Source organism: Lascolabacillus sp., from assembly GCF_028696275.1.
In the GTDB taxonomy this organism is placed as follows: Bacteria; Bacteroidota; Bacteroidia; order Bacteroidales; family Dysgonomonadaceae; genus Proteiniphilum; species Proteiniphilum massiliensis.
Genome location: NZ_JAQVHI010000015.1, coordinates 1 through 13,483, shown reverse-complemented (window position 1 = coordinate 13,483; position 13,483 = coordinate 1). Strand labels below are relative to the sequence as shown.

Below are 13,483 nucleotides of genomic sequence, written 5' to 3'. Positions count from 1 at the left end.
ATTAGAACGATGAAACAATCACTACTATTAGTGATTTTTTTCTTTAATCACATTACTTGAAAATAAAATAGACAGCAAGCACAAGAAAGACAAATCCTATAAGATGATTCATTTTCAAAGTTGTCTGAAATGCAAATGAGGAGAACAGAACAAAAATTACCAGAGTGATAACCTCTTGAATCACCTTTAACTGAAGTAATGAAAGAGAACCTCCATTGCCTTCATATCCAATACGATTGGCAGGAACTTGAAAACAGTATTCAAAAAATGCAATAAGCCAGCTTACAAGGATTACTCCAATAAGAGGTAATTTACTAAACCAGCTTTGTTCTGCCAGCTTTAGGTGACCATACCATGCCAGCGTCATAAATATATTTGAAATTACTAAAAGTCCGATTGTAAGAATGTAGTTCATATCATTTCAAAAAAATTGCGCAAAAATACAACATTTTAGAATACAAACAATATTATGCACTACCGAACTTTCAGCTAATGAACACCATCTCATATCTTTTGTTATAGTTATATATTTAGGAATTTAGGAGATAATTTATATGAAAACAGCTCTGCTAATTGTTGATGTTCAAAATGATTTTTGTCCCGGTGGTGCACTGGGTGTAAAAGATGGAGATAAAATTGTACCAACTATAAACAAAATAATCAAGAAATTTGACCTGGTTATATCGTCACAGGACTGGCATCCTGAAGATTCTGTACATTTTGAAAAGTGGCCGGTACACTGTGTTGCTGGTACAAAGGGTGCTGAATTTCATCCTGACCTGAAAAGCGAAAAAATTGATCTTAGATTAATTAAGGGTACAGATAATAAAGATGATGGCTACTCTGCTTTTGAGGCTACAAATTTATCATTCGCAAATTATCTTGAGGAGAATGAGATTACAACACTTTATATCTGTGGGTTAACAACTGATTACTGCGTTAAAGAGACGGCTCTGGATGCTGTTAAAAACGGTATTCACACTTTTGTTATAACAGATGCAATTGCAGCTGTGAATGTTCAGCCTTGTGATGGCAAAGAGGCTCTTAACGAAATGTATTCAAAAGGTTGTATTTTGATAGAATCTGAAGACATTTCTGATGTTTTATAGAAAACTCCCGGATTGAAATGCTCACAATAATGTAAAATCATTTTTGGTTAGTATCTTTGTATTCAAGATGTCAAATGATATTACTCTACGAAGCGTTAATGTATCAAGGTATATTCTCCCTTTGCGTGAAGGAGGGTCCCTGCCTGCTTTAGCTGAAGCGGACGACGGATTTAAGTATGTACTGAAATTCCGCGGGGCAGGTCATGGTACTAAAATGCTGATATCTGAACTTCTGGGTGGAAAGATTGCATCGGTCCTGGGATTGAATATTCCAGAACTGGTATTTGCACATCTGGATGAAGATTTTGGACGTACAGAAGGTGATGAAGAAATTCAGGATTTACTGAAAGGGAGTAAGGGGCTTAACCTGGGATTACACTACCTGTCAGGAGCCTTGGCTTATGACCCGAAAACAGAGATCGATCCTTTGCTCGCTTCAATTATTGTGTGGTTTGATGCGTTTACAACCAACATCGACCGCACACATAATAACAGCAATCTGCTCTGGTGGCATCAGGAGCTTTGGATTATTGATAATGGGGCATCTTTTTATTTTCATCACTCATGGAAAGATTTTGACACCAATGCTTTGAATCCATTCCCTTATGTAAAAGACCATATACTTTTGTCACAAGCCTCGAAACTTGACGAAGCTGATGAGTTTGCACATAAAATACTTACTGACGATTTACTAAGAGAGATAGTAAACCTCATACCTGATGATTGGGTCGTATGGGAACATACTAATGAAAGTCCTGATGAAGTGAGGGACGTCTATTATAACTTACTTACTAAAAGGTTGTCAAATTCCGCCATATTCCTAAATGTTGCTAAAGATGCGAGAGGATAAATTATATCATTATGCTGTTATCCGACTGGTGCCAAAAGTGGAGAGGGAGGAGTTTTTCAATGTCGGACTTATTCTCTTCTCAAAAGAAGAGAAGTATATTCGATTAAAATATCATCTCTGTCCAGAAAAGTTTCAGCTTATGTGCACAGGTCTGGAATACGAAGAAGTGATAGAAAGTCTTGAGACATTTAAAAATATTGCAGATGGAAACTGCGATTACGCTCCAATTGCTTTATATGATATACCTGAACGATTCAGATGGCTTACAGCGGTAAGAAGTACAATAATTCAGACATCCCCCGTCCACGCAGGAAAGAGTAATGATCTGGATAGAACTTTTGACAGACTATTTAACGAATTGGTTGTCTAATTATGGCTAAAATTCAATTCACGATTTGGAGTTACCCCAATGCCCGGCAAATCTGATGCTATAATTTTACCACCTTCTAGTTTAGCTCCATCAAAACAATCGTTTCCAATTAATAAAGCACCATCAAGATCAGCAAAATCCATTCCTGAATATAGTTGTGAAGCAGCAGAGATTGCACAGGATGTTTCAGTCATACATCCCATCATCACTTTCATTCCCAATGCTTTTGCCATGTTGCGCATTTTCAGGGCTTCGTGCATACCGGTGCACTTCATCAGTTTTATATTTACACCAGAGAATACACCTTTCAATCGTTCAATATCGCTAAGTCTTTGCAGGGACTCATCAGCAAAAATTGGGAGAGGACTCATTTCTGTAAGTCTGGATATATTGTCAAGATCATTCTTTGGCATGGGCTGTTCAACCATTACCACACCCTGCTCTTTAAGCCAGTAGATCATATCCAGAGCCTCATGTCTGTCAGTCCATCCCTGATTAGCATCTACCGATAACGGAAGGTCTGTAACAGAACGAATTGCATTAATCATTCTTTTATCGTCGGGACCGCCAACTTTCACTTTAAGGATATTAAACTGATCTTTAGCCTCAATGGTTTTTTCTCTTACCACCTCATCTGTATCAATACCAATTGTAAAAGTTGTATCTGGTACATCTCTCTTGTCAAATCCATACATTTTATACCATGGTGCTCCTATAATCTTTCCTGCAAGATCGTGCAGGGCGATGTCCACTGCAGCCTTTGCCGCTGTATTGTTTATGGCAATGGAATCGACATAATGTACAATATCCTCAATATGTGTAGGATCGTTAAATCCGGATAAATCAACCCGTTTTAAAAAGTCAATTACAGAGGCCTGTGATTCACCCAAATATGGTGGAAGAGATGCTTCTCCATACCCAACAACTCCATCATACTCAATTTCTGTGAGTACTACCGGTGTAGTAGTTCTTGAGAAGCCTGAAATGGTGAATGTATGTTTAAGCTGTAGGTTATAGGGAGTCCATGAAAGTTTCATCTTAGAGGAAGAGTTATGATGTTTATTGATACTGAAGAGCATATTGTTTTTTGCAGCACTGTTTATCGAAAATTCAGGTGATGCAAAAGCTACTGCAGCAATTGCAGCCGATCTTATAAAACGACGTCTCTCTTTGTCCATATTAAAATAAACTTGAATTATAAAGGCTCAAATCTGTTTACATTAATAACCTTACCATCTGTAATATATCTTTTTGAACGCAGATATCTGCCTGCATTAAATTTATCATAGAGTTCATCTACAGGGTTTACACTGTTGATATGAATATTATCTGATGCATGAATAAAGTGGTTATTCCCTATATATATTCCTACATGTACAACTCTCTCCTTACTCTCTTCTTTAGTTTTTGCAAATGGCTTGGCTTTTGATCCAAAAAACATAAGATCTCCGGGAAGAAGTTTACTAAAGTCTCCTGCAGAATCCACTAATTCGCCCTGATTAACCTGTTGTGATGCATCCCTTGCAAGAACAATCCCATGCATGAAGTAGACACTTTTGGTAAATCCACTACAATCAAGTCCTTTTGCTGAAGTACCTCCCCAAAGATATGGAACACCTTTAAACTTATAGGCAGTGTTTACTATACTTTCTCCAGTCAGTACTATATTATTCTTCCAGTCACTAAGTTTTAAGGCATCTGTCGATTTAATAAAAGCTATTCTTCCATCAGGATAAATGACCTCAAAATAGTCTTTCCCTTCAGACATGAGATTTAATATGTTTCCAATTACAAGGTCTGATACGGGCAATGAGTTAACATCGGCATTTTCATATGAGATGGCAAAATTACTTGTAATGATAACTCTTTCTTTACTCTCATACTGATTCAGTTCTTCCTGAGACATGGATTTAACCGAGCCCGATATCCATCCTATATATCCGTCAGGAGTCTGCACCCGCAACCACCCTCTCTGCTCTTCGAGAATTCTTACTGTTGTTCCAAGCAATGCCTGTGACACCATCTCTGAGCTATATCTTGGAGCACTCCTTAATGTCCCGACAGAGTTATAAATAACGCCAAAGGTTTTCTCACCAAGACTTATATCAGGCAGAACACGAACAGAATCCTCTATGTCAGGATAAATATTTTTTAATTCACTTAATAGTATTTTATGTGCATTACTGCTGGTAGTTTCTCCTTTAATAATGAATCTATTATCTTTTCGAAATAGTTCTACATTAAACACCTCCACTCTCTTGTCAGGTGCATATTTCTCCTGAATATTACGGATTATCTGCTCTGCATCGTTATTCTGAACCATACAACTTTGTATTGAAAGGATACATATAAAAAGTATTAGGAAACCTTTGTTCATATCTAAAAGCCCTTTTTAATAGATACTCGAAATATACGACATTTCTTTTAAAAATTGTTGAATTTAAAGATATTCAGCATAAAGTTCAGAAATACACTATCTTTGTAATAATAATGTAAACAGATTGAAAGATGAAAACAATAAGAAAACATCAAATCACGCTGTTAACAATTCTACTTTGCTGTGCAGGATTAATTACCTGTTCTTCTAATAAGACTAAAAGTAGAAATACAAATCCTGAAGTAATTATGGACTCCCGGCAGATGACAGAAGCTGCTAAGCTGGCAAAGCAGCTTGAACAGAAAGGAATCTCAGACCAGCTTGTTCTCAAGGCTATAGCTAATGTTCCGAGACATGAATTTGTTGATGAAGAGTTAAGAGGTGCAGCCTATATTGACCGACCATTGCCTATTGAGAGAGGACAGACAATCTCTCAACCATTTACTGTTGCTTACCAATCAGAGCTTTTAAAAATTAAGCCTGGAGAGAAAGTACTGGAAATTGGTACCGGCAGCGGTTATCAGGCAGCTATACTGTGTGAAATGGGAGCGGATGTGTATAGTATTGAAAGATATGAAGAACTATACCTGTCTGCTAAGAAGAGGTTGAATTCGTTAGGATACTTCCCCCATCTGTTTTATGGTGATGGTTATGAAGGATTACCGGATGATGCCCCGTTTGATAAGATTCTTGTTACAGCTGCACCTGATAAGGTTCCAGAAAAACTAATGTATCAATTGCGAATTGGTGGATGGATGGTTGTACCTGTAGGTGGTAGATCGGGTCAAAAAATGACAATTATAAAACGAACCGGAGAAGAGTCATTTAAAGAGTCTTTACATGGTGATTTTATATTTGTACCAATGCAAAAAGGGGTTGAAAAGTAAACTCATCAACCCCTGGGTAAAATATCTCTTAATATTATTTATTCGCTTCCTTTACTATAATTTGGTGCTTCACGTGTAATCATAACACCGTGAGGATGACTTTCTGTATATCCTGCAGCTGTAATTCTGGTGAATTTTGCTTCGTGAAGTTTTTCAATATTCTCGGCACCACAGTAACCCATTCCGGCACGCAGACCTCCAACCATCTGGTAGATAACTTCCTGCAAGGTGCCTTTGAAAGGAACTCTGGCTTCAATACCTTCCGGAACAAGTTTCTTAATATCGTCCTCAACATCCTGAAAGTATCTGTCTTTAGAACCCTGTTGCATTGCAGAAAGGGAACCCATGCCTCGATATGTTTTGAATTTCCTTCCGTTAAATATGATAGTTTCACCCGGTGACTCTTCAGTCCCTGCAAGCATAGAGCCCATCATTACTGAAGAGCCTCCTGCAGCAAGTGCTTTAACAATGTCGCCTGAATATCTAAGTCCACCATCTGCTATTAAAGGTACTCCAGTTCCTTTAAGCGCTTTTGATACTTCATAAATTGCAGATAGTTGAGGAACACCCACACCTGCTATTACACGGGTTGTACAAATTGAACCTGGTCCAATACCTACTTTTATACCATCTGCTCCGGCTTCTACTAGAAACTTTGCAGCCTCCGTAGTTGCAATATTACCTACGACCACATCGATTTGAGGGAATTTCTCCTTCACGAGTTTTAACATATCAGCAACACCTTTTGAATGACCATGTGCAGTGTCAATAACTATTGCATCCACCCCGGCTTCAACTAGTGCGGTTGCTCTCTCGATAGAGTCTGCAGTAACACCAATTCCTGCTGCAACTCGAAGTCTTCCCTGTTCATCTTTACAGGCAAAAGGCTTGTCTTTAGCTTTTGTGATATCTTTATATGTGATAAGTCCTACCAGCTTATAGTTGGGATCTACAACCGGTAGTTTTTCTATTTTATGTTTTTGTAGGATCTCTGCTGCATTATCAAGGTCAGTAGAAATTGTTGTGGTAACAAGGTTATCCTTTGTCATAACCACCTCTATCTTCTTATCCATTTCCTTTTCAAAACGGAGATCACGATTAGTAACAATACCAACCAGGATATTATCACCGTTGACTACCGGAATCCCTCCAATCTTATACTCAGACATCAGACCCAGTGCGTCTGATACAGTTTTATCAGGAGTGATGCTTATTGGATCCAGTATCATTCCATTCTCAGCGCGTTTAACCGCTTTTACCTGTTTTGCCTGCTCATCAATACTCATATTTTTATGTATAACTCCAATACCTCCTTCTCTTGCTATAGCAATAGCCATAACAGTTTCGGTTACAGTATCCATGGCTGCTGAAACCATAGGGATATTGAGCATTATATTTTTTGAGAATTTTGTCTGCAGGCTTACATCACGTGGTAGTACCTGAGAATAGGCTGGAACAAGAAGGAGGTCGTCAAAAGTCAAACCTTCCATAACAATTTTATCTGCAATAAATGACATAAACTTTACCTTTATATTTTTATTGCATACAAAAGTATATATTTTTTATCTAACGACTCTCTTTCTTGATGTTAAATAACATTGTAGAGGATGGCTATCCCATGCAATGGATTATAACAAATCTAATTTCTTGAATATTTTTGTGATATTTTCTATTGCAAAATCAATCTGATCTATTGTGTGTGTTGCCATCAATGAAAAACGTATGAGAGTATCTCCGGGAGAAACAGCAGGTGAAACCACAGGATTTACAAATATTCCATTTTCAAACAGCATTTTTGTAATAAGAAATGTTTTATCATTATCCCTAACATAGAGTGGCATAATTGGAGTTGAAGTAGGTCCTAATTCAAACCCTCGCTCCTTAAATTGATTTATTGCATAGTATGTCAATTCCCAAAGTCGCTTTACCCTCTCAGGTTCAGACTTTAAAATATCAAGTGCCGCAGTAGCAGCCGCAGTAGCAGCCGGTGTTATACTTGCACTAAAGATATTAGTTCTTGCATTGTGTCTCAAATAGTTGATAACTGAATAATCTCCTGCTATAAAACCTCCAATAGATGCAAGTGACTTGCTAAAGGTTCCCATTACCAGATCCACATCTCCCAGTAAGCCAAAATGATCACATACACCGCGACCACTATATTTTTTACCGAGTACTCCTAAACTGTGAGCCTCATCAACCATTATATTGGCATTATATTTACGAGCCAGTTTCACAATTTCAGGCAGATTGGTCAAATCACCTTCCATGCTAAACACACCATCTACTACAATAAGCTTAACACTCTGTGCATCACAGCGCTTGAGCTGCTTCTCGAGGTGTGCCATATCATTATGCCTGAATTTATACTTCGTAGAAAAAGAGGTCCTTAATCCCTCAATTATTGAAGCGTGATCTCTTTCATCCCATATTATATAATCTTCACGACCTGTAAGGCAACCTAAAACACCTTCGTTTACAGAGAATCCGGTAGAAAATACAATAGCTTCATCTTTATTCATAAAATTGGCAAGCTTTCTCTCCAATTCTATGTGTATATCCAGAGTCCCATTTAAAAAACGAGAGCCCGCCATTCCGGTCCCATATTTTTTAGTTGCAGCTACTGCAGCTTCAATAACTTTTGGATGATTTGTCAGTCCTATATATGCATTAGAACCAAACATCAGTACTTTCTTGCCACTTATGACAACTTCGGTATCCTGATCACTTTCTATAGCCCTGAAATATGGGTATATTCCTGCTGCCTTCGCACGTTGCGGGGCATCATATTTCATCATTTTTTCTCTTAGCAAGTTCATTTGAAGAAAATTAATAAAAATATTTTTTCACGAAGCCATTGTACAAAGATAGTAATAAATTTAAAAACAATATTCACATCATGATTAACACAGTTTTTATTAATAATAAAAGTGATTACTTTTACAAAACATTTTTCTTAACAGAGCGTTTTAACAAAGTATGGTACAAAAATAATAAAACAGTAAAATTATGATCAGTGAAAAATTAGAAGCAGCAATCAACAAACAGATTAATGCCGAATTATGGTCTGCTTATCTCTATCTTTCTATGTCGGCTCATTTTGCAAACAATGCATTGCCCGGTTTTGCAAATTGGTTTAAAGTACAATTTCATGAAGAACAGGATCATGCACTTAAATTCATGAACTACCTGACTTCAAAAGGAAATAAAGTTGTATTACAACCAATTGAGGGAGTACAAACTTCATGGGATTCAACTCTACAAGCGTTTGAAGACACATTAAAACATGAGAGAGTTGTTACATCGTTAATCAATAACCTGGTAGCAATTGCACGCAGCGAAAATGATTACGCAACTGAAAACATGCTTCAATGGTTTGTAAACGAACAGGTAGAAGAAGAGGAAACAGCACAAGGTATGGTTGATGCATTAAAACTTATTGGAGACAATGGAATTGGTGTTTACATGATGGACAAGGAACTTGCAACCAGATCCTATACACCTTTAAACAGTTCTCAAAGTTCTCAGGAAGCTTAAGACAAATATATATATAAAGATATATAAATCAGGGAATTAAAACTCCCTGGTTTATATATTAAAAATTTGCCCATGGGTAATAAATATATAAAATTAGCCAAATGTGTTTTACTTGATGCTATAGGAATGGCATCAGCCGCTATTCCTGTTGCAGGACCAGTTATTGATGTCATATGGGCACCAGTTGCAGCGTCAATAAGTTACAAGTTGTTTGGCAATAAAAGAGGTAAATACACCTCACTAATTACATTTATTGAGGAACTGCTGCCTGTTACAGACTTTATACCTTCATTTACCATATTCTGGATACTTTTCGATTTCCTTAAGATAGGAAAAGAGGAGCCTTCATTTAGCGACACAAGAGAGGCAGACTTAGTTTGAAACATTCAAATACATTATGAATAGAAAATCACTGTTATTATTAACAGCATTATTAATGATGCTGTCATGTACAGTTCAGTCAAAAGTTGACAACAACTCACTATTATGGAGTATTTCAGGTAATGGACTGGAAAGTCCTTCATATCTTTTTGGGACGCATCATCTTGTACCCATAACATTTCTTGATTCAGTACCCGGACTAAAACACTCTTTTGAAAACACAGAACAAGTAGTTGGAGAGCTGGACATGAGCAATATGGCAGAGATGCAGATGAAAATAATGAGTGAATCAATGTTGCCGAATGGCGTAACTTATGACTCACTCATATCAGAGGAAGATATTGAATTACTTGACAGCACGTTAAGGAATCTTGTAGGAGTTGGTCTTGAACAACTAGGAATCATGAAACCGGCACTCCTTTCTAATTTAATTTCCTTAACTCTATATCAGAAGTTTTATCCAACACTCTCAAATGAGATTAGTATGGATCAGCACTTTCAGGAAGAAGCATTATTGAGAAACAGGCCGATAATAGGACTTGAGTCAACAGAAGATCAGATAGAGGTGTTGCTTAATCTGCAATCTCCTGAGCGTCAAGCAGAGATGTTAATGTGCATGGTTAAGAATCCTGATTTACTTAAAGAACAGATGGATGAACTACATGTTGCATATCACTCCTATGACATTAATGTACTTTATGAGCTTTCTGAGAAAGAATTGCCAAATGATCCATGCCCAAGTACAGAAGAGGAGAAAAATGCACTAAACAGGGACCGAAATAATAAATGGCTGAGAAAACTACCAGATATAATAGCTGATAAGTCTTCATTCATTGCCGTAGGTTGCCTGCACTTACCCGGAGAAGTTGGTTTGATTGAAGGACTTAGAAGTTTGGGCTATACTGTTGAGCCGGTTAAATAGGTATAATGAGTCTATAAACCTATTTTATCCATTTAAAGTCTACTTTTTCTCTAATAGCACAACATTCTCCACATGATGTGTCTGAGGAAACATATCTACAGGTTGGACTCGTACTACTCTATATTTGGAATCCAGCAGACTGAGGTCACGAGCCTGTGTTGCAGGGTTACAGCTTACATAAACAATTCTTTCAGGTTTTGCTATAAGTATTGCATTTACCACATCTTCATGCATACCTGCACGTGGAGGGTCTGTAATAATTACATCAGGCCTGCCATGTTCGCTTATGAACTCGGTTGTAAGAACATCTTTCATATCACCTGCAAAGAAAAGGGTATTACTAATTCCGTTAATCTCTGAATTTACTTTTGCATCCGCAATTGCCTCTTCAACATACTCAATGCCAATTACCTTTTTGGTATCACGTGCAATAAAGTTGGCAATAGTGCCGGTACCTGTATATAAATCATAAACCAACTCATCACCGCTTAACTGTGCAAATTCACGAGCAATCTCATAAAGATGATATGCCTGTTCGCTATTTGTCTGATAAAATGATTTTGGACCAATTTTGAATTTCAGTCCCTCCATCTCTTCAAAAATATGATCGCGCCCACTCCAGGTAATAACTTCCTGATCGGTAATTGTGTCATTTGCCTTTTGATTGATGACATATAATAATGAAGTTATCTGAGGAAATTCAGTCTGAATGTGACTCATCAGTTTTTCTCTTTTCTCTCGGTCATCTTCATAGAATACAACAATAAGCATCCACTCACCAATAGAAGTGTTTCTTACAACAAGTGTTCGCATCAATCCTTCCTGATTACGAAGATCAAAAAAGGAGTAATCATTATCAAGACAAAACTTACGAAAACTGTTTCTTATATCATTCTGGAGATCATCCATCAGCCAGCACTTATTGATATCAAGCACTTTATCAAACATGCCAGGAATATGAAAGCCCAATGCATTTTTACGAGAGAACTCCTTATCCGACGATATCTCAGCATCCGTAAGCCATCTCTTATCAGAGAAAGTATACTCCAGCTTATTTCTGTAGAAATTTGTTTTAGGTGCACCAAGTATAGGACTAATTTCAGGCAATTCAATCTTTCCAATACGCTCTAGGTTATCTACAACCTGCTTATGTTTGTATTTCAGCTGCTCTTCATAAGGCAGACTCTGCCACTTGCAACCTCCGCATACCCCAAAATGCTCACAGAAAGGCACAGCCCTATTTTCAGAATAGCTCTCGAAACGTACAACCTTACCTTCTGCGAAACTGCTTTTCTTGCGTGTAAGCTGAATATCTACTACATCACCCGGCACTGCATAAGGCACAAATACTGCCATGCCATCCACTTTGGCAATTGCTTTGCCTTCAGCTGCCACATCAGTTATAAGCACATTCTCTATTAGGGGAAGTTGTTTTCTCTTTCTTGCCATTCTTTATATTTTTTGGAGATACAAAGATAGGCATTTTCTATGTTAATACGGTATATTCCTATACACGACAAAATTCAACTTCATTCCTGTGAGAGGAGTTTCAAAAGTGTGAAATATCCACTTCTTGATACTGTCACAATAGTATTTATTGCAGAACCAAATCCACAAGGGCTAATTATCTGGCATGAAACACTATAAGTACCTTCAGCATGAAAGGTAATAGAATTGGAATTATTCCAGGGATTTGTGGAAACAGTAGAAGGCACCACTATCCATTTATATAGAATATCACTACTATTTATATATGGCTCAGCTATAAAATTGCCAGTACCATCAACCGATAAATAGGAAGGGCCTGTAACAGAAGTTGCTACTGGAGTACCAACATAATCTATTACCTTATTCGCAGTTAAAACAATATGGCCAATTAATTTTATTTTAACATTTATATAACCTTTCCCAAATTCAGCTGATGAAGCCTTAGAAGCTATTATAGTTGCAGTTCCTTGTCCGGAAACAATTACAATATTTGGACTTGTTGTCCATTCAATTATGGAACCATTAGGTGAATAAGTTATATCGTAATTCTCTATATCGCATATAGTTGAAGATCCAGTTATAGCAAATTTTGGTACGCTCCTTCTATAATATTTTATTGAAGTACTTATATAATGGAGTCGTATATTGAATGCTTCAATAAAGGCCATTGCCCCCATTTGGAAATAACTATTCCGTTTTCAGATGTAGTTACTGCAGAATGATTATCATTAACATATACTACTTTGTCTCCCTTAATTGGGTTAGTAACTTCAATATAACTACCATCCTGCCAATAAATATCTTCCGCAGTAGCAGTATAATAACCAATCCAAACTCTATTTCCTCCTTCAGAAATATGCCATGCGTAAGCATGACAATTATAAGTACTAGTTGCTTCTTCTAATTTTTGAGCATTTGGATATTGGATAGTTAATTTACTGTTCATGTAAACAATATCAGCAGGTGTTAATGATTCCTCGACAATATATGTGTCTGAAACGAGACTACCCATGGAAGTATATTTACGCTTTGTGGCAACAAAATTAAGGATGACAATATAAATAAGATACAACAAATGAAATCTTTCATTTTCTTAAAATTTTAATTAGACCATAATAATGTAAATTTATTGTCTTTCAACAATTTTAAATATTGATTGTGTTTTTCTGAATTAAATTCTATTCTTTCACCGTTGCAATAAAAAAACATCAACCCCTCAGAGAAATTTGAATTTACCAGATCCTCTATTGATACAATTTCTGTATCACCATCAATATAAAACGATACTTTGACAGGTCTATGAGATCTTAATTCTGTTATTTTTGATATTTCAGATAATAACCAAGCTGGGTTCTCAGTACCGCAAACACTTATTTCTATCTCTTCCATTGCCTCACTTCGGTTTTCACAATTAGAAAAAGATAAGATAATAGGCAAAATCAAAATGAATAAATATTTTTTCATAGTAATAATTATTAGAGATGACTTAATAATTCTGTATAAACATCGTAATTGTTCAGTATACCAGTATTTATAAAAACTTCCGTTTCTTCAGAGAATTT

The 13,483-nt window shown here is 36.7% G+C and carries 16 protein-coding genes; 7 read left to right on the top strand and 9 right to left on the bottom strand.

Going from position 1 to position 13,483, the window contains the following annotated elements; genetic code table 11:
- Positions 1-52: 52 nt before the first annotated feature.
- On the bottom strand, positions 53-415 hold the full coding sequence (locus PHO43_RS05550; protein WP_045090646.1) for a DMT family protein: 363 nt from the start codon (positions 413-415) through the stop codon (positions 53-55).
- 139 nt (positions 416-554) lie between these two features.
- Between PHO43_RS05550 and PHO43_RS05545 the strand changes: the two genes are divergently transcribed.
- The 3 genes from PHO43_RS05545 to PHO43_RS05535 all read left to right on the top strand — a co-directional run bounded on the left by PHO43_RS05545 (position 555) and on the right by PHO43_RS05535 (position 2,329).
- Positions 555-1,109, top strand: coding sequence for a nicotinamidase (locus tag PHO43_RS05545; protein ID WP_288009364.1), 555 nt, complete (start codon positions 555-557; stop codon positions 1,107-1,109).
- Positions 1,110-1,188: 79 nt separating this feature from the next.
- Positions 1,189-1,959, top strand: a complete 771-nt coding sequence (locus PHO43_RS05540; RefSeq protein WP_288011593.1) for a HipA family kinase — start codon at positions 1,189-1,191, stop codon at positions 1,957-1,959.
- Positions 1,946-2,329 (top strand): DUF3037 domain-containing protein, encoded by a 384-nt coding sequence (locus PHO43_RS05535; RefSeq protein ID WP_288009366.1) that lies wholly within the window; start codon positions 1,946-1,948, stop codon positions 2,327-2,329. Before PHO43_RS05540 ends, PHO43_RS05535 begins: the two co-directional genes overlap by 14 nt.
- Here the strand turns inward: PHO43_RS05535 and PHO43_RS05530 are convergent.
- Positions 2,326-3,507 (bottom strand): dipeptide epimerase, encoded by a 1,182-nt coding sequence (locus tag PHO43_RS05530; RefSeq protein ID WP_045090642.1) that lies wholly within the window; start codon positions 3,505-3,507, stop codon positions 2,326-2,328. The two genes, PHO43_RS05535 and PHO43_RS05530, sit on opposite strands and share 4 nt — an antisense overlap.
- 17 nt (positions 3,508-3,524) lie before the next feature.
- Complete coding sequence (locus tag PHO43_RS05525) at positions 3,525-4,652, bottom strand: C40 family peptidase (protein WP_052673246.1); 1,128 nt, start codon at positions 4,650-4,652, stop codon at positions 3,525-3,527.
- Positions 4,653-4,837: 185 nt separating this feature from the next.
- On the opposite strand from PHO43_RS05525, the gene PHO43_RS05520 reads away from it, so the two are divergent.
- Positions 4,838-5,593: a protein-L-isoaspartate(D-aspartate) O-methyltransferase gene (locus tag PHO43_RS05520; RefSeq protein ID WP_288011574.1), complete on the top strand. Its 756-nt coding sequence runs from the start codon at positions 4,838-4,840 to the stop codon at positions 5,591-5,593.
- 38 nt (positions 5,594-5,631) lie between these two features.
- On the opposite strand, the gene guaB is transcribed toward PHO43_RS05520, so the two are convergent.
- Complete coding sequence (guaB, locus tag PHO43_RS05515) at positions 5,632-7,110, bottom strand: IMP dehydrogenase (RefSeq protein ID WP_288011572.1); 1,479 nt, start codon at positions 7,108-7,110, stop codon at positions 5,632-5,634.
- A gap of 111 nt (positions 7,111-7,221) precedes the next feature.
- The gene (gene spt / locus PHO43_RS05510; RefSeq protein ID WP_288011570.1) at positions 7,222-8,412 is read right to left on the bottom strand and encodes a serine palmitoyltransferase; all 1,191 of its coding nucleotides are present in this window, start codon (positions 8,410-8,412) and stop codon (positions 7,222-7,224) included.
- Between the two features lie 190 nt (positions 8,413-8,602).
- Between spt and PHO43_RS05505 the strand changes: the two genes are divergently transcribed.
- From PHO43_RS05505 to PHO43_RS05495, 3 genes are all read left to right on the top strand, one after another.
- Positions 8,603-9,130 (top strand): ferritin, encoded by a 528-nt coding sequence (locus PHO43_RS05505; protein WP_045090638.1) that lies wholly within the window; start codon positions 8,603-8,605, stop codon positions 9,128-9,130.
- Between the two features lie 72 nt (positions 9,131-9,202).
- Entirely contained in the window at positions 9,203-9,511 is a 309-nt protein-coding gene (locus tag PHO43_RS05500) for a hypothetical protein (RefSeq protein WP_045090637.1), read from the top strand.
- 16 nt (positions 9,512-9,527) lie between these two features.
- Positions 9,528-10,433, top strand: a complete 906-nt coding sequence (locus PHO43_RS05495) for a TraB/GumN family protein (RefSeq protein WP_288011567.1) — start codon at positions 9,528-9,530, stop codon at positions 10,431-10,433.
- A 39-nt stretch (positions 10,434-10,472) separates the two neighbouring features.
- On the opposite strand, the gene rlmD is transcribed toward PHO43_RS05495, so the two are convergent.
- From rlmD to PHO43_RS05475, 4 genes are all read right to left on the bottom strand, one after another.
- Positions 10,473-11,882, bottom strand: coding sequence for a 23S rRNA (uracil(1939)-C(5))-methyltransferase RlmD (gene rlmD / locus PHO43_RS05490; protein ID WP_045090636.1), 1,410 nt, complete (start codon positions 11,880-11,882; stop codon positions 10,473-10,475).
- Positions 11,883-11,962: 80 nt separating this feature from the next.
- Complete coding sequence (locus tag PHO43_RS05485; RefSeq protein WP_288011565.1) at positions 11,963-12,589, bottom strand: PKD-like domain-containing protein; 627 nt, start codon at positions 12,587-12,589, stop codon at positions 11,963-11,965.
- A complete protein-coding gene (locus tag PHO43_RS05480) occupies positions 12,547-12,933 on the bottom strand; it encodes a DUF7689 domain-containing protein (protein ID WP_045090634.1) in 387 nt (128 codons plus the stop codon). The genes PHO43_RS05485 and PHO43_RS05480 overlap by 43 nt, the downstream gene beginning before the upstream one ends.
- Positions 12,934-13,022: 89 nt before the next feature.
- A complete protein-coding gene (locus tag PHO43_RS05475) occupies positions 13,023-13,385 on the bottom strand; it encodes a hypothetical protein (RefSeq protein ID WP_154904851.1) in 363 nt (120 codons plus the stop codon).
- Positions 13,386-13,483 lie beyond the last annotated feature (98 nt).

Excerpts from the sequence above, each read along its gene's own strand:
- PHO43_RS05550 (WP_045090646.1), bottom strand. The coding sequence starts at position 415 with ATGAACTACATTCTTACAATCGGACTTTTAGTAATTTCAAATATATTT.
- PHO43_RS05545 (WP_288009364.1), top strand. The coding sequence starts at position 555 with ATGAAAACAGCTCTGCTAATTGTTGATGTTCAAAATGATTTTTGTCCC.
- PHO43_RS05535 (WP_288009366.1), top strand. The coding sequence starts at position 1,946 with ATGCGAGAGGATAAATTATATCATTATGCTGTTATCCGACTGGTGCCA.
- PHO43_RS05530 (WP_045090642.1), bottom strand. The coding sequence starts at position 3,507 with ATGGACAAAGAGAGACGTCGTTTTATAAGATCGGCTGCAATTGCTGCA.
- PHO43_RS05525 (WP_052673246.1), bottom strand. The coding sequence starts at position 4,652 with ATGGTTCAGAATAACGATGCAGAGCAGATAATCCGTAATATTCAGGAG.
- PHO43_RS05520 (WP_288011574.1), top strand. The coding sequence starts at position 4,838 with ATGAAAACAATAAGAAAACATCAAATCACGCTGTTAACAATTCTACTT.
- guaB (WP_288011572.1), bottom strand. The coding sequence starts at position 7,110 with ATGTCATTTATTGCAGATAAAATTGTTATGGAAGGTTTGACTTTTGAC.
- spt (WP_288011570.1), bottom strand. The coding sequence starts at position 8,412 with ATGAACTTGCTAAGAGAAAAAATGATGAAATATGATGCCCCGCAACGT.
- PHO43_RS05505 (WP_045090638.1), top strand. The coding sequence starts at position 8,603 with ATGATCAGTGAAAAATTAGAAGCAGCAATCAACAAACAGATTAATGCC.
- PHO43_RS05500 (WP_045090637.1), top strand. The coding sequence starts at position 9,203 with ATGGGTAATAAATATATAAAATTAGCCAAATGTGTTTTACTTGATGCT.
- PHO43_RS05495 (WP_288011567.1), top strand. The coding sequence starts at position 9,528 with ATGAATAGAAAATCACTGTTATTATTAACAGCATTATTAATGATGCTG.
- rlmD (WP_045090636.1), bottom strand. The coding sequence starts at position 11,882 with ATGGCAAGAAAGAGAAAACAACTTCCCCTAATAGAGAATGTGCTTATA.
- PHO43_RS05485 (WP_288011565.1), bottom strand. The coding sequence starts at position 12,589 with ATGGCCTTTATTGAAGCATTCAATATACGACTCCATTATATAAGTACT.
- PHO43_RS05480 (WP_045090634.1), bottom strand. The coding sequence starts at position 12,933 with ATGGGTAGTCTCGTTTCAGACACATATATTGTCGAGGAATCATTAACA.
- PHO43_RS05475 (WP_154904851.1), bottom strand. The coding sequence starts at position 13,385 with ATGAAAAAATATTTATTCATTTTGATTTTGCCTATTATCTTATCTTTT.